The 20,972-nt window shown below is 45.7% G+C and carries 15 protein-coding genes and 1 tRNA gene; 5 read left to right on the top strand and 11 right to left on the bottom strand.

What is annotated here, in order from left to right:
- The first annotated feature begins 53 nt into the window (after positions 1 to 53).
- Positions 54 to 1,772 carry an ABC transporter ATP-binding protein gene (locus tag HXT33_RS05970; RefSeq protein ID WP_421786991.1) on the top strand — a complete coding sequence of 573 codons (1,719 nt, stop codon included), beginning with the start codon at positions 54 to 56 and terminating at the stop codon, positions 1,770 to 1,772.
- 94 nt (positions 1,773 to 1,866) lie between these two features.
- On the opposite strand, the gene HXT33_RS05965 is transcribed toward HXT33_RS05970, so the two are convergent.
- The gene (locus HXT33_RS05965) at positions 1,867 to 3,693 is read right to left on the bottom strand and encodes a trypsin-like peptidase domain-containing protein (RefSeq protein WP_421786989.1); all 1,827 of its coding nucleotides are present in this window, start codon (positions 3,691 to 3,693) and stop codon (positions 1,867 to 1,869) included.
- Between the two features lie 88 nt (positions 3,694 to 3,781).
- Here HXT33_RS05965 and tgt point away from each other — a divergent pair, with 88 nt between their 5' ends.
- From tgt to HXT33_RS05945, 4 genes are all read left to right on the top strand, one after another.
- A complete protein-coding gene (gene tgt / locus HXT33_RS05960; RefSeq protein ID WP_205727552.1) occupies positions 3,782 to 5,107 on the top strand; it encodes a tRNA guanosine(34) transglycosylase Tgt in 1,326 nt (441 codons plus the stop codon).
- Between the two features lie 75 nt (positions 5,108 to 5,182).
- A tRNA-Leu gene (locus tag HXT33_RS05955) sits at positions 5,183 to 5,265 on the top strand.
- Between the two features lie 179 nt (positions 5,266 to 5,444).
- Positions 5,445 to 8,081, top strand: a complete 2,637-nt coding sequence (locus HXT33_RS05950; protein WP_421786987.1) for an exo-alpha-sialidase — start codon at positions 5,445 to 5,447, stop codon at positions 8,079 to 8,081.
- Entirely contained in the window at positions 8,065 to 8,856 is a 792-nt protein-coding gene (locus HXT33_RS05945; protein WP_004136681.1) for a FadR/GntR family transcriptional regulator, read from the top strand. The genes HXT33_RS05950 and HXT33_RS05945 overlap by 17 nt, the downstream gene beginning before the upstream one ends.
- Positions 8,857 to 8,974: 118 nt before the next feature.
- On the opposite strand, the gene nagA is transcribed toward HXT33_RS05945, so the two are convergent.
- The 10 genes from nagA to HXT33_RS05895 form a co-directional block, all read right to left on the bottom strand.
- Positions 8,975 to 10,234, bottom strand: coding sequence for an N-acetylglucosamine-6-phosphate deacetylase (nagA, locus tag HXT33_RS05940; RefSeq protein WP_047923672.1), 1,260 nt, complete (start codon positions 10,232 to 10,234; stop codon positions 8,975 to 8,977).
- A gap of 73 nt (positions 10,235 to 10,307) precedes the next feature.
- Positions 10,308 to 11,120: a glucosamine-6-phosphate deaminase gene (gene nagB, locus HXT33_RS05935; RefSeq protein WP_047923673.1), complete on the bottom strand. Its 813-nt coding sequence runs from the start codon at positions 11,118 to 11,120 to the stop codon at positions 10,308 to 10,310.
- A gap of 160 nt (positions 11,121 to 11,280) precedes the next feature.
- On the bottom strand, positions 11,281 to 12,240 hold the full coding sequence (locus HXT33_RS05930) for a dihydrodipicolinate synthase family protein (RefSeq protein ID WP_410314749.1): 960 nt from the start codon (positions 12,238 to 12,240) through the stop codon (positions 11,281 to 11,283).
- Positions 12,241 to 12,409: 169 nt separating this feature from the next.
- Positions 12,410 to 13,270 carry an ABC transporter ATP-binding protein gene (locus HXT33_RS05925; RefSeq protein WP_421786984.1) on the bottom strand — a complete coding sequence of 287 codons (861 nt, stop codon included), beginning with the start codon at positions 13,268 to 13,270 and terminating at the stop codon, positions 12,410 to 12,412.
- Positions 13,267 to 15,291: a dipeptide/oligopeptide/nickel ABC transporter permease/ATP-binding protein gene (locus HXT33_RS05920; protein WP_421786982.1), complete on the bottom strand. Its 2,025-nt coding sequence runs from the start codon at positions 15,289 to 15,291 to the stop codon at positions 13,267 to 13,269. The genes HXT33_RS05925 and HXT33_RS05920 overlap by 4 nt, the downstream gene beginning before the upstream one ends.
- Position 15,292: 1 nt before the next feature.
- A complete protein-coding gene (locus HXT33_RS05915) occupies positions 15,293 to 16,198 on the bottom strand; it encodes an ABC transporter permease (protein ID WP_004126711.1) in 906 nt (301 codons plus the stop codon).
- Positions 16,199 to 16,397: 199 nt separating this feature from the next.
- Positions 16,398 to 17,960 (bottom strand): ABC transporter substrate-binding protein, encoded by a 1,563-nt coding sequence (locus HXT33_RS05910; RefSeq protein ID WP_421786980.1) that lies wholly within the window; start codon positions 17,958 to 17,960, stop codon positions 16,398 to 16,400.
- Positions 17,961 to 18,125: 165 nt separating this feature from the next.
- Positions 18,126 to 18,794: an N-acetylmannosamine-6-phosphate 2-epimerase gene (locus HXT33_RS05905; RefSeq protein ID WP_004126717.1), complete on the bottom strand. Its 669-nt coding sequence runs from the start codon at positions 18,792 to 18,794 to the stop codon at positions 18,126 to 18,128.
- 24 nt (positions 18,795 to 18,818) lie between these two features.
- On the bottom strand, positions 18,819 to 19,859 hold the full coding sequence (locus tag HXT33_RS05900; protein WP_047923677.1) for an ROK family protein: 1,041 nt from the start codon (positions 19,857 to 19,859) through the stop codon (positions 18,819 to 18,821).
- Positions 19,860 to 19,911: 52 nt separating this feature from the next.
- Positions 19,912 to 20,844: a DUF4862 family protein gene (locus HXT33_RS05895; RefSeq protein WP_421786978.1), complete on the bottom strand. Its 933-nt coding sequence runs from the start codon at positions 20,842 to 20,844 to the stop codon at positions 19,912 to 19,914.
- Positions 20,845 to 20,972: the final 128 nt, after the last annotated feature.

The raw sequence follows: 20,972 nt of genomic DNA, 5'->3' as shown, positions 1-20,972 counted from the left end.
TTTGCTGAAGTTTAGTACTGACGCAATTTTGAAAGAAATAATTAAATAGAAATATGCATATTAGTGAAAATACTATAGAAGAAAATAAAACATTTATGAACGAAAATACTATTACGAATACGAGTACTGCAAATACAAATACTCCGAAAACAACAAATAAACTATGGATTGTAAATCATGCGCGCGCGCTTAGTTTTATTGCATACATGGCTGTTGTTGCAGTAGTTATGTACTTCCATGAACCGTGGTTTGATGAAGCGCAGAGTTGGCTTATTGCACGCGATTCTTCGTTTGCTGATTTGTTAACTCTTCGTCCGCATTACGAAGGGCATCCGCCACTTTGGACGCTTCTTCTTTCAATCCCTGCAAAAACAGGTGTTCCGTACGAAATTGGTCTTAAAGGTGTGCAGTTTTTGTGCGCTGCTCTTCTAGGAGGATGGCTGATTTTCCGTGCTCCTTTTAATCGCTTTACTATTGCGCTTCTGCCATTTACTTATTTTATTTGCTTCCAATACGGCGTTACTGCACGCCCTTACGCATTGCTATGCGTTTCTTTGCTAATGGTTGCACATTACTGGAAATATGCGGATTCTAAGCCATCTAATACTTGGAAACTTGTGCTAAGTCTTGTGTTAATGTGTGCGATTAGTGCTTATGGAATTGCTATTGCTGCAGGTTTTGCCTTGGCTTGGGTTGTGCGAAGCGTACAGATAGCTGGAATTAAGAATGCTGTTTGCGAAATATTTTCTAACATAAATCGTTTGCTTGGATGGATTTTGCTTGCTTTTGTTGGTTTTGCAAGCGTTGCCTGCATTTGGCCTGCTGCTAACGCATTTGGTTCTCGCGCAACTTTTAGCGGAAATTCTCATCTTATTCAATTTCTGTATTTTATTTTCGTAGTTCCGGCAGAAAGCATGTTTACAGCATTCGCTGGAGACGTCTCTTTGAGAAGAATGTCTTTAGGAATATTGCCAACTATTATTTGCGTTCTTATTTCAATACTGATTTGGGCTTTCGCTATTTGTATTGCAAAGCGTAGGAAAATGTTGGTATCTCTTATTCTTCCTTATTTGACTTTTGCTATTATTGCAACGCAATATTTTACTTTGCATCATGCAGGAATCGTATTCGTATTCTTTATTGCGCAACTGTGGATGTGTGTTGCTAATAAGCCGCTTAATTTTGATATTAAGCTTGCAAATAAGTTAAGTAATAAGTGTGCATTTACTCAATCTATTATTGTTATTTTGCTAGCGCCAAGTTTGATTTGGAATATATTTGCTTGCGTTAATGATATTCGATTCGACTACTCAGGTTCTCGCGCTCTTGCTCAATTTATTCAGCGAAATCACGCAGAAAATAAGCGTTTCGTAACATCTTGGCTGCATAAAGAAGAAAAATTAGATAGTAACGGTAATACTATTTCCCCAGAATTCGAGGATGTTCACCAGTATTCTTGGCAGCTTATTACAGCAAACCCTTATTTTGCGAAGAATCTTATTGATTGCAGTTATAAAAACAGTTCGTTTATTACTAATGAACGTCCTTCTGAGTCTCAAGCGTGGGATGAAATATCAGCTTGCAAGGCTAAAAAAGAACCTCAATTCTTTGTAACCGAATCAAGCGAACCGTGGTACTACTTTGTTGCATTGGACTACAATATTGAGCATTACACGGCGCATGTTATTGCTAAAACTAAATCCTCTTTCAAATCGAATGTTTCCGAAGGAACAGTAACTGTATACGAGCGCAAAAGTAGTGTGAAGAAATAAATAAATACGCCCCAATTGCAAGATAATCGCAAGATGCATCTTACTGTTGGGGCGTACTTATTATGGCCTTAAATATTTGCAGGCGTTATTTAATTTACCAGAATCCGAACGGATCAAAGATGCCGCCGTCGTCTCCGTCACTATCGTCACGCTGCTGTAAATCATCGTCGTCATCGTCATCGGATTTACTACCACGATTTCGAGAGTTCTTTTTATTATTCTTCAGCGTCTTTTCTTTACGATTCATTCCGCTAACAGCAGCTTCTTCTTGGTTGAACGTAACAGTCAATTTAAGAGTGTTTCCGCCGCGAACTACAGTAAGTGTAGCCTTATTATTAAACGCTGTTGCTCGAACGTACCCAAGTAGAGCGTAATTATTAGCAACAGGTTTATCGTCAAACGCCACAATGGTGTCTCCAGCTTTAAGTCCTGCCTTAGCTGCCGGAGTTCCTTGATTTACAGAAACAATTTGAGCGCCGCCGCGAGTAATACCATTTGATTCCACGGCAACACTTTTAATCATAATTCCCAAAGCAACGTGCTTAACAGAACCATTTTTAATAATTTCTGAAACTACTCGCTTCACCAAGTTTGCTGGTATTGCAAAACCAATACCAATCGAGCCTGCTGTTCCGCCTTGAGTAGAAGTGGCTGCAATAGAAGAGTTTATGCCAATAATTTGGCCTGCTGCATTAAAGGTCGGTCCGCCAGAATTTCCTGGATTAATAGCGGCATCAATTTGCACAGCATTAGTTACGATTTCTGAACGGCTTTGATCGTCCATAACAGATACTGGACGATTTAATGCTGAAACAATACCTGTTGTAGCAGTGTCGTCATAGCCTAGCGGGTTGCCAATAGCCATAACTGCTTCACCAACCGCAAGCAAATCCGAATTTGCAAATTGTGCAGTTTTCAAATTTTTTGGCGGATTATCAAGCTTAAGAACAGCCAAATCTGTCGTTTTATCTGCTCCAACTAAAGTTGCAGAATATATTTGGCCGTTAGAAAGCGTAACTTGAATTTGTTTTGCGTCTGCAATTACGTGATTGTTCGTAACTGCGTATCCTTTAGAATCAATTATTACGCCTGAACCCTTGCCCATTCCCTTGGCTAAGCGCGTTTGAATAGAAATTACGGAGCCAGAAACTTGACGAGCTACGCCACGCCAATCAGGAGATTGTGCGCCTTTAACTATTGCGGTTCCAGGGCCAGATGCTTTTGAACCGACGCTTTCTAAGGAGCTTCCTTGCGGTATTGCAATAAGGCCTTGCGAAACTACGAAAGTCATTACAACAACACAAACTATTGCTGAAATTACTGCAGATAAAATAGCAATCATAACAGGCGGAGTATTGTTATTTGCCTGAAGATTGACAAACTTTTCTCCCTTATTTACTGCGCTTGTTTCGCTGTGGTCTCCTTCATCTGTGCTATTAAACACTGTAGGAAGATTTTGCTGCGCGTTTTGATTAACATAATCGCCATTTGTGTGGTTAATATTTTCGTTAGATTCGTATGGATTTCCGAACGCATTAGAAGTATTTGCTGAAGGGGCATAAGGATTTTGCGGCCCAACATATGAGGCAGGCGCCGCATTAGCGCTAGGCTGGTTTGCGCTAGGCTGGTTTGCGTTAGGCTGACTTGCGTTAGGCTGGTTTGCTGTTCCACTATTATTCACAGGTCCGTATGCGCCGAACTCTGGAGCAGGACTATAAGCTTGAACATTCTGAGCAGTACGCGGCTGCGAGTTTTGTTGCGGCTGTGTGTTCTGCGAATCCTGCTGAGCTTGCGTGCCTTGCTGGTTCTGCTGATCCTGTTGATTTTGCGGGTTCTGCGTGCCTTGCTGCTGTGCAATAGCCTCAGTATTTACATTGTTATTGGATTCCTGCTGATTGGTACCATACAAATCGTCAGCCATTCATCCTCCTTAAAAAAGACTCTTGATACACCATCATAAACCATCTTCTTATTTATATGCACTATTAAATTTATTTAATGCTATCGTCATGCCTTCTAATAAAGTAAATGCTATGACAAGTATTCTTGAACATCCACGCGGAGCTGAGCCTGGGAAGCCTGGTGACCGCAAAGAATTTTCGTTTACAAATAAAACGCGACTTTCCAATACTGCTGAAGGCAAAGGTCGTGACGGCGCTCGCTACGGGCGCACTGGTGTAATACACACTCCTCACGGAGATATTCACACCCCAGCCTTTGTTCCTGTTGCAACTCAAGCTGCGATGAAGGCAGTGTTGCCAGAAAGCATTAAGGATTTGGGCGCTCAGTGCATGCTTTCAAACGCTTTTCACTTGTATGAGCGTCCGGGCGCGGATGTTCTTGACGAGGCTGGTGGCTTAGGAAAGTTTATGAACTGGGATAAGCCAACTTTTACGGACTCTGGTGGTTTTCAGGTTCTTTCTTTGGGTGCTGGTTTTAAGAAGACCCTTGCAATGGACGTTACCGGCATGAAGTCGGACGATGTTATTGCAGCCGGTAAGGAGCGTATGGCTTTTGTTGACGAGGATGGCGTAACTTTTAAGTCTCCTCTTAACGGATCCAAGCATCGTTTTAGTGCAGAAATTTCTATGGGAATACAGCACAAGCTCGGCGCGGATATTATGTTTGCTTTCGATGAGCTTACAACTTTGATGAATACGCGTCGCTACCAGGAAGAGTCAGTAGAACGCACTTTCCGCTGGGCTAAGCGTTGTGTTGCAGAGCATAAGCGTTTAACCGAGGAGCGTGTGGGTAAGCCGTATCAAGCGTTATATGGTGTTGTTCAGGGCGCTAATTATGAGGATTTGCGTAGGCATGCGGCCGAGCAGATTGCTTCTTTAGATTTTGATGGCGTTGGTATTGGTGGCGCTATTGAGAAGCGAATTATTGGAGATACTTGCGCTTGGATTTGCGATGCTATGCCGGAAAATCGCCCACGTCACGTGCTTGGTATTGCAGCCGTGGATGATATTTTTGCTTGCGTTGAAAACGGCGGAGATACTTTCGACTGTGTTGCTCCGGCTCGATGCGGAAGAAACGGAGCAATTTTTACTCGTCATGGGCGTTATAACGTTAAACGCGCTGAGTTTAAGCATGATCAGCGTCCGCTTGAAGAAGGTTGCGATTGCTACACTTGCACTCATTATTCCAGAATGTATGTGGATCATTTGCTGCGCGCTAGTGAAATGAACGGATTTACGCTTGCAACAATTCATAACGAGCGTTTCTTCGTGAAGCTGCTCGACGATATTCGAGCTTCTATTGACGGTGGCTATTTTGAAGAGTTCCGTGATGAGACTCTTGCTCATTACTATGAAAACGGTTCAAAAGGCTGAGAGCAGTTTTTACCACAAAATGCTAGGCTAAACATTGCGAATTTATATCAAATATGATAGCCTTGCACTTTGTATGCGAACGTGGCGGAATGGTAGACGCGCTGTCTTCAGGTGGCAGTGAGCGTATGCTCGTGCGGGTTCAAGTCCCGCCGTTCGCACTCTTTAAGAACGTTGATTTTTCAACGTTCTTTTTTATTTTGTGGCAACGGCTGCAACATCATGTGTAACAATTGTGCATTTGCTTAAAAATGTGTGATAGACTGAATAGTGAACGTCGTAAGACGTCAGATGTGTTAAAACATTGGTGTTTTAATTTTTACGGTCATGGAGGACTAAAATGGAACGTCGTTCAACGAAGACGACGAACCTGGGTGAAGAAATTGCCAATATCGGGGGTTCGGCACACACGCGATTCAATCATGCCACAATAAAAATTACGGCAGCTAGCGAAAATAGCGGGAATCGCGGGAATCAAAACGAAGGAATAATAGGGTTCAAATTTGTAGCAAATGCGGATTGCGATTTATTAAATATTAAGCCCGCGCAAAAATCGCAAGCTTCCACGCATCAAGAGCACGCAACTCCAATAATAAAAATAAGTATTAAAGAAGATGCTCCCCTGCTTAGTGCGCAAAATCTTTTAGAAGATAACGCCGACGCAAACGGTGCAAAAGAAATTGCACTGCACATGGAAGATGCGCTAGGCGCATGCGATGGGCGAGAACACGATTTTGCAATAACGTACGGAAGTTTTGGGAGCCGATTTTATTTAGACGGATACCAGTGCTTTGCGAGCGCAACGAATCTTGGACCGCAAAGAGTGAGCGAAAAAGCGGCCGAAGTGTGTGCAGTACAGGCAGAATCTTCGCAAATCTACGACTTTTACTACTCAAACCACTTGCCAAATCCAGAAGAAATCGCAAATTCGGCCACTCAAGCACAGCCAGAAATATGGTTTGCAGGACCTACGATTTGCGCAAGAGACATAAAACGCGTATCTTGCAAGTCCAGCGGAACGCTGCACATTCAATTTAGGCTGCGCGGGCCAGGCCAACACGGAGTGCTTTTTGCAGCCGGAACTGTTGGAACGAAAACTAATCTAGAATCTAGCGAAAAAATAAGCGTGTATGCAGGGCCAGAAGGCATAAAAATCACGCTAATCGACAGCGAAACGTGCGTAAAAAGCGTAATCGAAGCAGCCGCAAGCGTTGACGACGGCGAATGGCACGACTTGATTATTCGCGCAAATCGCGGAGCAATCGACATTTACGTAGACGGATACAGCCAGTCGCACAACATAGGACAATTCTGGTTTGCAAACATAACGGGATTAAACGCCGTAAGCATTGGCGAAAACCTGCGCGGAGTGCGATTAATGGGCGAAGCTAGAACGGGCGGAATCTACTTTAGTGCGCTAAGCGAAGGCCAAATCCAAAGAATATCAAGAGTAAAACCGCTTGTAACAACTGCATTATTCGACACAGGCTACGCAGACTCTCGCAGCTACAGAATACCGTCGCTTGTAAAAACGCGCATGGGAACGCTAATCGCGGGAGCAGACCAGCGAACAAGCGTTTCGAACGACGCTCCAAATCACATAAACTTTGTGATTCGCAGGTCTGCGGACGGCGGCAAAACGTGGGGGCCTTTGCAAACCGTAATCAACATGCCTGGCAAAAACCTTGGAAAACTGGGCGCCAGTGCAATCGACTCCTGCCCTGTTTTAGACCCAGAAGGCAAAAGCGAAAGAATCAACGTATTAATTGACATTAATCCTGGCGGAATTGGGCTAACAAATTGCAAAACAGCTGTAGGCGTAGACGCATGCGGAAGAATCAAGCTTATAGACCGCTTAGGTGGCCACTACGCGGCGGCAATGGACGCAAGCGCAGCCGTAAAATTGCCATGCAATTCTAGCGAAAAAGAATGCGCAACAAACTGGCTAATTTACCCAGATGGAAGCATAAAAAATGGCGATTTGAGCGGAGACCTGAGCAGCGGATTGCACAATAATCAAACTTGCGACAGTTCCACGTGGGACATATGGAAATCGCCAGAAATTGCAAGCGAAAGTCAGCCATTATTCGCCGAAAAAACTTGCTACATAGCGCAAATCTACTCGGACGACGGCGGCGAAACGTGGAGCGCACCACGCTTAATTGACCACATGGTTAAAGAACCGTGGATGAGCTTCGCTGGAGTATGCCCAGGGAACGGAATTATTATTAGGCATAGCGAAAAACATTACGGCAGAATACTCGTGCCATTTTATTGCAGCGGCCAAAGCAAATCGCACTATTCTTCGGGAGCGCTTATTTCGGACGACGACGGCGAAACGTGGCGCCGAGGCAAAATGATTAACGAAGGGCGATTAATGGGCGGCAAAATCGTAGATCCCGCAACAATGCAAGACGACGATGCAACAAGCTCCGAAACCGTGTTTGTAGAGCGCAAAAATGGCGATATTCTGGCGTTCTTCCGCAATCAAAATCGCTCGGGCTGCGTAGGCAAGGCCATTAGTCACGATTGCGGCGAAACGTGGAGCGAGCTGATTTTTGACCAAAGCTTGCCCGAGATATTCAGCCAGCCGAGCGCAACCTGCTTCAGCGGCGAAAACGCGCAAAACGCAGACTGCATAGCATTTGCAAACGCAAGCCAAATGATGCCGTACCGCGGCCGCGGAGTTGTGCGATTTAGCTTCGACGGCGGCAAAACGTGGCAAAAAAATGTGTGCGTAAACCCATTCCACCACGTTTATCAATGCCTTACCTCTAGCAATAAACACAATTTGCAACTACTGTGGGAAAAAGAGACTACTGGAATTTATATAACAGCAATAGATTCCTCGCTTTGTCGGCAAGATAGTTTGCAAACAGGTTTCAAAAACAAAGTACACAAAAACGAAAAAATGGAAGAAATAAAAGAGAGAAGACTCACGCGAACTGAAAGGAGCCAAAATGGAAGAGACATTTAGCAGCCGCGAAGACGATGAGATGACAACACTAGACCGCTTATCGTTATTGCAAGCAAGCTCTAACTCCGCTCCGATTGTTGCAAGAAAACGTTGCGACGAAACGATGGATGCAATCAGATCGCTTATTTTAAGAGAACGCTTGCAACCAAAAGACATGCTGCCAACTGAGCCAATGCTATGCAATTTGATTGGCGCATCAAGGTCATCGGTGCGCGAGGCGATTCGCAAGCTGGAAGCACTTAACATTGTGGAAGTTAAGCAAGGGAAAGGCATGTTTGTTGGCTCGCTATCTTTGGACCCAATGGTGGAAACACTCGCTTTTCGCTCCTTAATCTCCATTAATAAGAATTTTGAAGACTTGAGTAACGTTGTAGAAATGCGCAAATTCCTAGACCTTGGATGCGCGGATAAAGTTGTTGAGTCGCTTAAGGGAACGCAGCATCCAGAGCTGGAAGCGCTTTCGGAAACAATGACAAAAGAGGCGCATGCTGGAAAAACGTTCTTGGAACAAGACATTGCTTTCCACACGGGCATTTTGCGCGCGGTAAACAATACGATTGCAGAGCAATTTGTGCGATGCTTGTGGCTTGTGCATATGGCTGTTTTACCACAATTGGGGCTGGAAGTTTCGGACGAGCTTGAAAAAACCGCTAGAGCGCATGAACTTATGCTTAAAACTGCTATTGCGGGAGACGCAGACGGATATAGGCAGGCTGTAAATAGCCATTACGAGCCAATTCAGTCGATTTTGCTTAATAGACTGCAAAAGCGCTGAAGCACATACATTCTATAAAATGGAAGAACCGCTCTAGTTTAGAGAGCGGTTCTTCCATCTTCAATGGTGATGCCTGAGTACTACAGCATCACGATTAATCGCAACGACACGATTTCCGTTACGAAATTTTATGGCCTTCTAGCCAAACGTGCTCGACGGCCAAAGTCCCAGAATTAAGCAAAAGTAAGTCGGCTGCGTAACCCTTTTCAACCAAGCCCAAAGGCGCGTTAGTTATACCATTCTGCTTATCTACCCCAAGAGCGCGGGCTGGAACGAGAGTTGCAGCCGCAATTGCCGCCGGCAAGCCAATGCCAAGCTCTTTAACAGCGCGCTTAATCGCAACGTCTAACGTTAAAGTAGACCCCGCTATAGCTCCATTAGAAACAAGCCTTGCATGACCGTCTGTAACCTGAACGTCAAGTGCTCCAAGCTTATACGAGCCATCCGCGCAACCGGTGGCGGCCATAGCGTCTGTTACAAACGCAATACGATTAGGAGCGGCATTAAACGCCATTTGCAAAACGGGATTTTCAACGTGGAAGCCGTCGTTAATAAGCTCAATCGTGACGCGCGAATCCTCCAAGGCTGCAGGAATTGGACCTGGCTTACGGTGATGAATGCCGTTCATAGCGTTAAACATGTGTGTCATAAGCGTGGAACCTGCGTTAAAAGCTGTGCGAGCAGTTTGATAATCCGCATCGCAATGGCCAACGGCTGGGATTACGCCAGCGTCAACAAAACGTTTAATAGCCTCCATGCCATGTTCACGCTCAGGAGCAATAGTAATCTGGCGCAAAGTGCCATCCGCCGCCTCAAGCAGCGCCTCAACACGCTCGGGAGTAGGGTCCACTAGGCAATTAGGGTCGTGCGCGCCTTTTCTAGAAAGCGCCAAGAACGGCCCCTCTAAGTGAGATCCAAGCACATCTGGTCGCGTTTGCATAACGCGCTTAACAGTGCGCAAATTCTCTTGCATTACGTCAAGAGGATTTGTAATCAAGCTAAGAACTTGCCTAGTTGTTCCGTGAAGCATGTGATACGCGCGCGCAATGGCAATCCCTTCGGCACCGTCGTCAAACGAATGCTCCCAGGCTCCATGAGCGTGCAAATCAATATAGCCTGGCGCAGCAAAATAGCCACCGCCGTCTACAACATTTAAGTCAGATGCGCGCAAGCCGCAAGCATTAATCGCCAGCGCAAGGTCTTCGTCTAAAATGCCCGTTTCTAAAATCACGCCATCTTTAACCAAAATCCAAGCGTTAGGAACAATTCCGCGCGCGTCTACAACGCTAACGTTTCGCACTACAAAACTGCGCCCCTCGTTTGATTTTAGTGAATCATCAATCTTATTTACGGCATCTAAGTATGCATTTTTTGACATTTAACCCACCTGCGTTTGTGCTTTTGAATACGTTACTTAATTTTAGACTTATCTATCAGAGGTATCGGATCTATCAGATTCCCTGCCAAGATGGCTTATTTGTGTACACCCAACGATAGTAGTCTGCCAACTTAAGCTTGCTTGCTGCCGCTTCGTCTATAATCACGGTTGCGTGTGGATGCATTTGAAGCGCGGAAGCTGGGCATAGCGAGCTTACTCCGCCTTCTAGCGTTGCAGCTACAGCATCTGCCTTATTTGAGCCGAACGCAAGAAGAACAAGATGCTTAGCGCGCAAAATCGTTCCAATTCCTTGGGTTATGCAGTGAGTTGGAACCTGGTTAATATCTCCGTCGAAGAATCGGCGGTTATCTACACGAGTCTGCTCAGTTAAGGTTTTTACGCGCGTTCCAGACGCAAGCGAAGATCCCGGCTCGTTGAATCCAACGTGGCCGTCGGAGCCAATTCCCAAGATTTGCACGTCGATTCCACCAGCAGCAGCAATAGCAGCGTCGTAGTCAGCTCCAGCGTGCGCAATCTTGCTGCCTTCGCTTAATGGCGCTCCGTTAAGAACATCTCCTGGAACGTGCACTAAATCTGGGTTTAGGTCGATTAAGTCGGTTACGGTTCTGCGGATTGTGCTGTGGTAGGACTGCTCGTGCTCTAATGGCAATCCAATGTACTCGTCAAGCGCAAATCCGCGCACGCGACTAACGTCAACATTATTTTCTTTAACAAGCTTTGCAAGATGCTCGTAGGCTTTTAATGGGCTAGACCCTGTAGCCAGGCCAAGTACTGCGTCTGGCTTGCGACTAATCAAATCTACAACTGCTTTTGCGTAGAGCTCGCCAGCTTCATCCTGATCTTTTACAATAATAACTTCTGCCATCTTTGCTTCTCCTTTAAAGCTTTAAGCAATTATTAGCATTGCGGCATGCGAATTAACGCACACCGCAACACTATTTACTTACTATGCACAATAAATAAAAGGCTTTATTAGATTATTTATGATTATTTATGATTTTTACTTAAGATACGCACTTAAGCCGCTACTTAGTGGAATCGCTCACTTCTTGCGGATTCTTTGCCAAAGTCAAGCCAACTTCCTTAAGAACGCCAGCCACGGCTTCAACATTTTCTCCCTTAAGTGGGCAAACTGGATCTGGCATCTGATTTGTGTCAAACACGCCAAGCAATGCCATTGCGGTCTTAAATGCTCCAACGCCAGCGCCGAAGCCTGCCACGCCGCTAGGTACGGTAACAATTCGCATCAAAGCAGCAAGCCAATCCTGCTCCTTCTTAACCGTTGCCCAATCGCCAGCCTGAGCAGCCTTCCACATTCGCACGTAACCAGTTGCTTCAACGTTTGCAAGGCCTGGAACAGATCCGTCTGCGCCAGCCATGTATGCTCCATCAACAACAACCTCTTGGCCCGTAAGCAAAGTCAATGGGTGGCCAGCCTTGTTGTTGTCGTCTACAAGGAACCTAAACGACACGTCGTCGTTGGAAGAATCCTTAACGCCAGCAAGCACGCCATCTTTTCCAAGCTTTACAAGCAAATTGCCAGGAAGTTTCGTGTGCACGCAAACTGGAATGTCGTAAGCAAATAATGGCAAATCTGGAACAGCTTCGTGAATAAGACGGAAGTGGCGCTCAACTTCTGCCATGCCGCCGAGTGCGTAGAATGGCGCTGTTGCAACGATTGCAGAAGCCCCAAGCTCCTTGGCTTCCTTTGCGTGCTCAATTACGCGGTTTGTTTCCGTATCAATGCAGCCAACCAAAACTGGCACACGGCCGTCTACAATGCGCATTACGTTTTCAATGATTTCACGGCGGCGCTTATCTGTGCTAAATGCCACTTCGCCAGAAGAGCCAAGTGTAAACAGGCCGTCTACTCCAGCATCAATCATGCGATTAAGTGAGCGCTCAAAGCTAACAACGTCTACTTCGCCGTCTGCAGTTAATGGCGTAACAACTGGAGGAATAACGCCGTGGAATTTTTCAGTCATAATTACACTTCTTTCGTGCTTAAAGTTTCGATATTAAATTTCGAATTTAAAATTTTTGTTTAATATTTTGTTTTCGTAATTTAGTTGAGTGAGATGGGCGGCTCGCTTGAATTTTGTTGTGAGGGATAGTGAACCGCCCAAGATTTTGTGTGGATTTATTTAACGCACCTTACTTGCACTCTTCTTCCGTTGGGTGCAACAGCGACGGTGCCGCTCCCATCAGAATCTTCGTGTAATCATTTTGAGGATTGTTAATAACCTGATGCGTTTCGCCTCGCTCAACAATCGTTCCGTGATTCATAACAACGACTTCGTCGGATATGTAGCGGATTGTTTGAATATCGTGGCTAATAAACACCATGGAAAGATTCAGCCTCTTCTTTAAGTCGGAAAGAAGATTTAAAATCTGAGCACGCACAGAAACATCCAAAGCAGAAGTTGGCTCATCTGCGATTATTGCATCTGGATTAAGCGAAAGCGCACGAGCGATTGCCACACGCTGACGCTGGCCGCCAGAAAGCTGACCTGGCAAAGCGCCAAGAACAGAGTGAGGCAAACCAACCATTCGGATTAGCTCCTTGGCTCTAGCATCGCGCGCTTCCTTGTTGCCAATTTTGTGCACAACAAGAGGATCAATCAGCTGATCAACAACGCTCATTCTTGCATTCAAAGCTGTTGCAGGATCCTGGAACACAACAGAAACAACGCGACCAATATCCATACGCTCTTTTGCAGTGCGATGCGTAACGTCTTGTCCTTTAAACAAAACCTTGCCGCTCGTAACCTGCTGGAGTCCGCACATAATGTTTGCAGTAGTAGACTTTCCGCAACCAGATTCACCAACAATACCAATTGTTTTGCCAGGCATCAGCTTAAGGTTTACTTTGTTTACTGCAGTAATCTGGTTCTTATGGAACAAGCCAGATCCAGCTCGAGTAGTGAACACCACTTCGGCGTCGCGCAGCTCGATGATTGGAACATCGCCATTTTCGTTCTGTACTTTGTTTGTTTCGTTAACATTCATGTTCATCGCACATCTCCTTGATCGGAGGCGGTCAAAATTGCGGAAGGTACATCCGATTCAGGCTCTGGAGGCGCGGCGTAGAAGTGCCACGTTCCTGGAATGCGCTTCATTATTGGGCGCACATCAAGTCCTTGATCTGGATGCGAGGAGCGCGGAGCGAATCGGTCTCCCTTAGGGAAGTCGGATGGGCTTGGAACCGTTCCTGGAACCTGGTGCAATCTTGGAGCACCAGCCTCAATGGAGGTTACGGAGCCAAGCAAACCACGCGTATACTCGTGATGCGGGTCGGTTAGGATTTCCTTAGTGGAGCCTTGCTCAACAACCTGGCCTGCGTACATTACGGTAATCGAGTGCGCAACCTTGGCAACAAGAGCCAAATCGTGGCTTACAAACACCATTGCAAATCCAAGCTTTTCGCGCAATTCGTTAAGAAGGTCAATCACCTGCTTTTGAACAGTAACGTCCAAAGCGGTTGTTGGCTCATCTGCGATTATTAACTTTGGATCTCGCGTAAGTGCCATTGCAATCAACACGCGCTGACGCTGGCCGCCAGAAAGCTCGTGCGGGTAGGATTCAAGCGTGCGCTTTGGATCCAAGCCTACAAGCTCCAACAACTCTTCGGCGCTACGAGTGCCACCTCTAGAAGTTAGCTGCTTCATCTGCGTTTTAATCAGCATTGATGGGTTTAAGGAAGACAAAGCATCTTGGTAAACCATTGCAATCTCGTGGCCGCGCAAAGCATTGTGCTCCTTTGGGCTAAGCTTTACAAGATCCTTGCCATTAAACAGGATTTGTCCGCTAATCTTAGCTTTTGGATCAAGCAAGCCCATAATCGCCAGCGAAGTGATTGACTTACCGCAACCAGATTCACCAACCAAGCCCATTGTCTCGCCTGGGCGAACAGAGAAGCTCAAGTGGTCTACAACATTTACGCTGCCGTAGCGTGGGAACTGAATGCACAAGTCTTTAACCTCAATAACTGGAGGCTCTGTAGACGTTGGCTGCAAACGATCCGTGCGCTTTAGTTCAGCTTCGCGAAGTTTCGCAAGAGATTCAACCAAAGCTGCGTGCTGCTCTTTGTATGCTGCAACTGGGTCAGTAAGAATCCTGTCTTCCTTACGAGCTGCATCAGCGTCGGCTGCAGTCTTAGAAACTGGAGCGGTTGGTGCCGCAACCATTGCGTCAGTAATTCCTTCAGAAAGAATGTTCAAGCACAGAACGGTAATCATAATCGCAAGGCCTGGGAACAATGCCTGCCACCAGTATCCAAAGATAACGCCCGCTTTTGCGGAAGACAAAATGTTGCCCCAAGTTGGAGTTGGCTCTGGAATACCTGCGTTAATGAAGCTAAGCGAGGCTTCGAAAACGATTGCGTCTGCAACACAAAGCGTCGTGAACACCATAACTGGAGCTGCAATATTTCGGGTTACATGCTTGAGTAAAATCCATGGTGCTCGAGCGCCAGAAACGATTACTGCTCGTACGTAGTCTTTTCCATATTCGCTTATAATATTTGCTCGCACAATTCTTGCGATTTGTGGAACGTAAAGCACGCCGATAGAAATGATGATGCCAATCATGGATTGTCCAAGAATTGCAAGGCATACGGCCGCTAATGCGATTCCTGGAATGGACATTACAATATCAATCAATCGCATTATAAGCTCAGCAATCCAGGTGCGGCTTACTGCTGCGATTGAGCCGATAATAGCTCCCATAACCAGTGCGAAAAGCACAGATGACAAGCCAATCACAAGCGAATAGCGCGCGCCGTACATAACCCTAGAGAACACGTCTCGGCCAAGGTTATCGGTACCAAACCAATGCGCACTTGTCGGAGCTTGATAGTTTTGCGTAATCTTTACTGGATCGCACGGAGCTATAAATCGCGCGAAAATAGCGCAAAATGCTAGAAGCGCAATCACAATGAACGCAATTCTGGAGCCTAAGCTCATTTTGTTAAATCTATTAAACTTGATGCCTGGCTTTGATGCGGCATCTACTACCTGATTCTTTCCAAATAGCATGTCACACCGTCCTAATCCTTGGGTTGATTAATACGTAGAGCAAATCAACAATGATGTTTATGAAGATGAATGCGATTGCAACAACAAGTACAACGCCTTGCACAAGCATTGGCTGGTTGCCGTTAATGCCATCGAACATTGCCGTGCCCATTCCTGGCAGAGCAAAAATAACCTCAATAACGATTGCGCCACCCATAAGGTAACCAATCTTCATGCCCAAAGTTGTAATTGGGGTGATTAGGGCGTTGCGGAATACGTTTCTAGCAACTACTACGCTTTTTGGAATTCCTGCGCCGATTGCGGTTCGTACGTAATCTTTATCCAATTCTTCTACCATTGAGGTTCGTATGATTCGCGTAAGCTGGCCGGCTACTGGAAGTCCTAGTGCGAAGCAAGGCATTGCCATTCTTGCAATATAAGCTTCTGGATCTTCAAAGAACGGCACAAAATCGCCGGAACCTGGGAGCCAAGCTAGCTTAATTTGAAGAACGTAAATCAAAAGAACACCAAGCCAGAAGGATGGGGTTGCAATTGCAATAATCGAAAGAATTCGAACTGTTTGGTCAACCCAAGTATCGCGGTAAAGTGCTGCAAAAACGCCAAACACTACTGCAAAAATTATTGCAATTAATAAGCCGATGAAAGTTAGCTGCAGAGTGATTGGGAATGCTTCTGCAACGCGTTCTGCTACGGAGTCTTTATTTACGCCGTAAACACCCATGTTTCCTTGGAAAAGACCAAGAATGTAGGATCCGAACTGTTCCCACCATGGGCGGTCGTAGCCCATTTCGTGGCGGAAAGCTGCAAGTGCTGCTGGAGACGAGTTTTCGCCTAAAGCTGCAACTGCTGGATCATATTTTGAAAATGACATAAGGAAGAATACGAGGAACGTAACGCCGAATGCCATGAACGGCAGGGCAATTAGTCGCCTACCTAAAAGTCTAAGAAAATTACTCATAAGACATCCACACATCCATTGAAGAAATTGTTATTTTTTATAACAAAACCGGCCCGTCTGCACAGAAGCGAGAAAGGTAAACAGTTGGGCCGGTTTTGCGGTTAGAGGTTAGGGGATTGACGTTTATTTAATACGTCTGGTTCTGCACCTACTTTGTAAGCTTTGCTTTTACAAGGTTGATGCCGGTGGAGCCGATTGCATTCCACTCTGCCAAAGAGCCTTTCTTTACGGCAGTCGTAGTCTTGCGGTGGAAGAGTGGGTACAGAGGAACTTCGTCGCTAATCAAGTCGAAGCACTGGTTCCAATACTTTTGGCGCTCGGCTGGTGTGCTAGCTGCCAAAGCCTTGTCCATAAGATTGTGAAGTTTTGCGTATCCTTCGGAAGTCTTCCAGAATGTGCGCTGACGGGTCCAAGCGTTGTCTCCGTACCACCAGCTCATCAACAAATCTGGGTCGTTTCCGAATACGGATGGGTCGCCTGGTGCCAAAACCATCGAGTAGTTTGCGTCGTCGCGATCGGTGATTGATGGGTAAAGTGCGGAAGACTTCATAGACTGAATGTCTACGTCCATACCTATTTCAGCAAGATCGTTCTTGATTTGCGGAGCGAGCTGGGTGATCCAAGTGTGGTCGGTTGTGTAAAGGGTGAACTTGATAGGTCCTTTTACGCCGGCTTCCTTGAGTAAGCTCTTTGCTTTGTCGATGTTCTTGGTGTATACGTTCTTTGCCTTATGGTAGTTTGCGTAATTCTTCGGCAAGAAGCTTGTTGCAGGATCGCCTTGACCGCTCATTTGGTTTGCTATGAGCTTGTTTACGTCGATTGCGTAGAGTACAGCTTGGCGCACGCGCTTGTCGTCGAATGGCTTCTGCTTCGTGTTGAACATAACGAATGGGAGAGTGAAGCCCTGAGCGGTTTTAAGTTCAGAACCGGAGGACTTCAAAGTATTGAAGGCTTGTGCTGGAACCATTTCCATTACGTCTGTTTTGCCGCCTTGCATAGCAGTTACGCGAGCGGTATCGTCAACGGTTATGTTCCAAACCATGTTCTTGGTTTGTGCCTTGTACTTGCCGTTGTACAAATCGTTGCGCTCAAACTTTACTTGGTTATCGGTGATTGATACGTACTTCCATGGGCCGGATCCGATTGGCTGATTCTTTAAGTCTGCATCCGACTTTGCGGTTGGAACAATTTGAATCAAAGCGAGACGCTGCTTGAACAGTGGGAAGGCTTTCTTTAGCTTAAAGATTACGTGACGATTGTCTTTTGCTTCTACGGAATCAATGAAGTCGAGCATTGATATGTAGAGGCTTCCTTGCGCGGTTGTGCGCTTGAATGAGGATACTACGTCGTTTGCGGTTACTTCTGTTCCGTCCGAGAACTTAGCGGCATCGCGAATGGTTACTTCGTACTCGGTGTCGGAAATCTTCTTTGGTTCTCCTTTTGCAAGTGCGTTGAAAACTTTAAAGTTGCTGTAGTCAAGAGCGTAAAGTGGCTCCGTAACATGCCAGTTTGCTGCCATTGGCAACGCGCCAGAGGTTGTAGATGGTGCGAAATCGCGGCTTGCGTACGCAACTTGAGCTGTAATCGTATCTTTTACAGCAGTATGTGCTTTTGCTGACTTATTTTTTGCTCCACCGCAGCCAGATAGCATAACTAATGCGGCTAGGCTTGCAGCTATTGCAGTGGTTAGCTTTGAGCTAATCCGTTTCATGTTTTCTCCTCACCGTTGAGTTTGTTGATTCACATTTCATCTTTGAATGTGAATAGTTTTCAATTATGCGCTCGTGTGATTTTCACGTTACTTTAAACATAAGAGGTCTGATGTCTGATGTCAAGTTGTGCGTGTGTCGAGATTGTGAAAATTCATTTATTCTTTTTAAAGCTTTGCTGCAAACCAACGCGTAATTGACGTTGGATGCGTAATTGCCGTCCCAACAACTGCAGCCCACGCGCCCATTTGCATAACCTCATGCAATTGCTCAGGGGTGTGAATACGCCCCTCACAAATAATAGGGTAATTTGGGAAAGCTTGCAAAATCTGGCCTAAAAGTTCAAAATCAGGCCCGTCTGTTTTCGGTCTTCCTGGAGAAGTACCAGCCAAAGTAGTAGATATAATATCCGTTCCACAATCCGCAGCGCGTTTAGCGTCATCGAAGTTTCCGCAATCAGCCATAACTACTATGCCCTCATTGTGCAAAGCGCTAACAGTCTGCTCGTAAGTAAGCCCGTCTGGACGCGGCCTATCAGTTGCGTCAATCGCAATAATATCTGCTCCAGCCGCCGCACAGCAGCGCGCATGACGCAAAGTAGGTGTTATATAAACTCCATCGTGGCCATCTTTCCAAATGCCGATTACAGGAACGTCAACTTGACCTTTAATCGCGGAAATATCCGACAATCCTTGGCATCTAATTCCAATAGCGCCGCCTTCTACGGCAGCCATTGCCATTTGTGCCATTGTTTCCGGGTGCCTAAGCGGCTCCCCAGGGTAAGCTTGGCAGCTAACAATTAAGCCGCCCTTAATTTTTTCAACTACAGGATTCATAGTTTTTCTCCTTTTAAAAATATTTCAAATTTGAGAAGCTGTAAAAGCGGCGAAAGCAGCACCAATAAGCGGAGCTGTGCCACCAAGCTTTCCCTTAAAAATCGGCGTGCTTTTAACCAAATCTAAAGCAGAATCTTCAAATCCAGCTCGCATTGAATCCCACCAAATATTTCCTGCTTCTACAACAGACCCCGAAAGCACAATAACATCCGGGTCTATAAGATTCGCCATTCCAGCTATGCATTCTCCCAATGCTTTTGCGCTTTTAGCAAGCGTTTCTTTAGCGTGCGGTTGACCTTCGTTTGCGTAAACACATACTTCGTACCCGTTTTCCGCTTTTTGAACACCTGCAGGCAAATTATGGTTGTATAAAGTTGCAAGACCAGTTCCGGACGCAACTGGCTCAATATGCCCAGCGTGCGTTCCGCAAGAGCATTCGAATCCAACTCCCAAATCGCTAACAACGTGACCGGCGTGACCGGCAACTGAGTGTGCTCCAGTAAAAAGTTTGCCGTTTATAATAATTGCGCCGCCGACGCCGGTTCCTATTCCAACGGAAAGTACGATTGATTTTCCGCGCCCAGCTCCGTAAATAGCTTCCCCTAGTCCGTGTCCGCCAACGTCTCCAATCATATAAACTGGCAAATCAGTTATGCTTTTAAACGCGTCGTAAATTCGCTGTCCGCGCCAACCGGGAAGAATGTCTGTTGCTGCAACTATTTCGCCAGTTTTACTATTCGGCACTCCTGCGGCTGCGATTCCGATTCCGCTAATGGTTTTGCCATTTTTTTGCGCTTTTTCCAGGATTTGTTTCGCTAGTTCTACTAAACGATTTTTTATGCTTTCGCCGCCTTTTGACGCTTCGGTTGGTATTGAACCGTATTCTTGCACGGACGGAATAACGCAACCTGCAGCATCTGCAATATTTGCCGTTGCTGTATCAGCCGCATCTGCAATATTTTTGCTGCATGCCGACTCCGGTAATGTAACCAATCCGTAAGCTATTTTTGTTCCGCCTATGTCAAAAGCAAGATATGTAGAGCGAGAATCTTTTATTTCGTTCATAAGTCACATCCGTAGAAATATATTTTATTTGCTGATTGATTGAGTTTTTAATTCACGCAATTTGTGTTGCGTTTACAGCTTCGTAAATATGCTTTAAATAGTTCAAGCGTTCTGGAACGCTGGAATCTTGAGGTACGCATACTTTTGCACCCAAATAGTCGATTAAATAATCGTCTTTTAAAGCTTCGCGCGCAGTTTCCTGAATTTCCGCAAGAGTCATTAAGGACGTTGGCTCGTCTGGAGCCATAGGCAAGTGTCCATCAATCCATTCGTACCCGTATTGCGTAGCTTCTGGGCCTGCTCCCGAGAACATTACTCCCTTAAGCACTCCAGCTTTTCTTGTTTCGCGTACGTGATTTATAGCGGCTTTAGCATTGCGTTCTTCAACAACGCTACGACCCCAATTAATTGTGATTCCAATTCCTGCATCTTTTGCAATTTGAATTTCGTCTTCGAGCGGAAGGAAGCCTTTTTCTGGATTTTGCCCTTCAATATACCTGTCGCAATGTTCTATTACGAGCTTTGTTCCAAGCCAATCTAATTGCGCGAGCTCGTCTAGTGACTTTTTCATTGCGTCCGCGCGCGCTATTCGAGTTGGTGCCGTATGTATTTCAATATGCGAAATATCGCAGCTGTTTCGAAGGTTTGCAAAATCAGCTATTGCGTTACGAATATTTTTGAAGAAGTCGATTGCGCGAAGTCGCCCTTCTTCGCTCGGGCTTGCTAAGCCAAATTCTGGATCGGGATCAAAATTTATATGCCGCATTGTTCCGGGAATTGCGGTTATTGTGTTTTTGTGCCAGTTTGATGGTATTGCGTTTGCTAGCCATTCTCGGGTTTGCGAATCTGCTAAATCGCCCGGGTATGGGATTTCTGTTCCGGCAACCCAGTTTTGACTTCCGAGTAAATCGTAGTATTGTCGTTGTTCTTCGCGTGATTTTGGCAGTGACGCGTACGCGCCTACAACGAATTCAGTTTTCAGCATGATATCCTCCTTGAAATCGCGGCTGAATTGGCTTTCTTTGTATGTTACAGTAAGCACGTTACAATTCGTCAGACGTCTGATAAATTATCAAATCGTACTAAATTTGCGATACTCTGCTTTTTAATTCG

This window comes from Gardnerella sp. DNF00753 (assembly GCF_049244275.1).
Classification (GTDB): domain Bacteria; phylum Actinomycetota; class Actinomycetes; order Actinomycetales; family Bifidobacteriaceae; genus Bifidobacterium; species Bifidobacterium greenwoodii.
This window is presented reverse-complemented; position numbering and strand designations above follow the sequence as displayed.

What these genes read in the sequence shown, in the direction of transcription:
- HXT33_RS05970 (WP_421786991.1), top strand. Translation starts at nt 54, where the DNA reads ATGCATATTAGTGAAAATACTATAGAAGAAAATAAAACATTTATGAAC.
- HXT33_RS05965 (WP_421786989.1), bottom strand. Translation starts at nt 3,693, where the DNA reads ATGGCTGACGATTTGTATGGTACCAATCAGCAGGAATCCAATAACAAT.
- tgt (WP_205727552.1), top strand. Translation starts at nt 3,782, where the DNA reads ATGCCTTCTAATAAAGTAAATGCTATGACAAGTATTCTTGAACATCCA.
- HXT33_RS05950 (WP_421786987.1), top strand. Translation starts at nt 5,445, where the DNA reads ATGGAACGTCGTTCAACGAAGACGACGAACCTGGGTGAAGAAATTGCC.
- HXT33_RS05945 (WP_004136681.1), top strand. Translation starts at nt 8,065, where the DNA reads ATGGAAGAGACATTTAGCAGCCGCGAAGACGATGAGATGACAACACTA.
- nagA (WP_047923672.1), bottom strand. Translation starts at nt 10,234, where the DNA reads ATGTCAAAAAATGCATACTTAGATGCCGTAAATAAGATTGATGATTCA.
- nagB (WP_047923673.1), bottom strand. Translation starts at nt 11,120, where the DNA reads ATGGCAGAAGTTATTATTGTAAAAGATCAGGATGAAGCTGGCGAGCTC.
- HXT33_RS05930 (WP_410314749.1), bottom strand. Translation starts at nt 12,240, where the DNA reads ATGACTGAAAAATTCCACGGCGTTATTCCTCCAGTTGTTACGCCATTA.
- HXT33_RS05925 (WP_421786984.1), bottom strand. Translation starts at nt 13,270, where the DNA reads ATGAACATGAATGTTAACGAAACAAACAAAGTACAGAACGAAAATGGC.
- HXT33_RS05920 (WP_421786982.1), bottom strand. Translation starts at nt 15,291, where the DNA reads ATGCTATTTGGAAAGAATCAGGTAGTAGATGCCGCATCAAAGCCAGGC.
- HXT33_RS05915 (WP_004126711.1), bottom strand. Translation starts at nt 16,198, where the DNA reads ATGGCATTCGGCGTTACGTTCCTCGTATTCTTCCTTATGTCATTTTCA.
- HXT33_RS05910 (WP_421786980.1), bottom strand. Translation starts at nt 17,960, where the DNA reads ATGAAACGGATTAGCTCAAAGCTAACCACTGCAATAGCTGCAAGCCTA.
- HXT33_RS05905 (WP_004126717.1), bottom strand. Translation starts at nt 18,794, where the DNA reads ATGAATCCTGTAGTTGAAAAAATTAAGGGCGGCTTAATTGTTAGCTGC.
- HXT33_RS05900 (WP_047923677.1), bottom strand. Translation starts at nt 19,859, where the DNA reads ATGAACGAAATAAAAGATTCTCGCTCTACATATCTTGCTTTTGACATA.
- HXT33_RS05895 (WP_421786978.1), bottom strand. Translation starts at nt 20,844, where the DNA reads ATGCTGAAAACTGAATTCGTTGTAGGCGCGTACGCGTCACTGCCAAAA.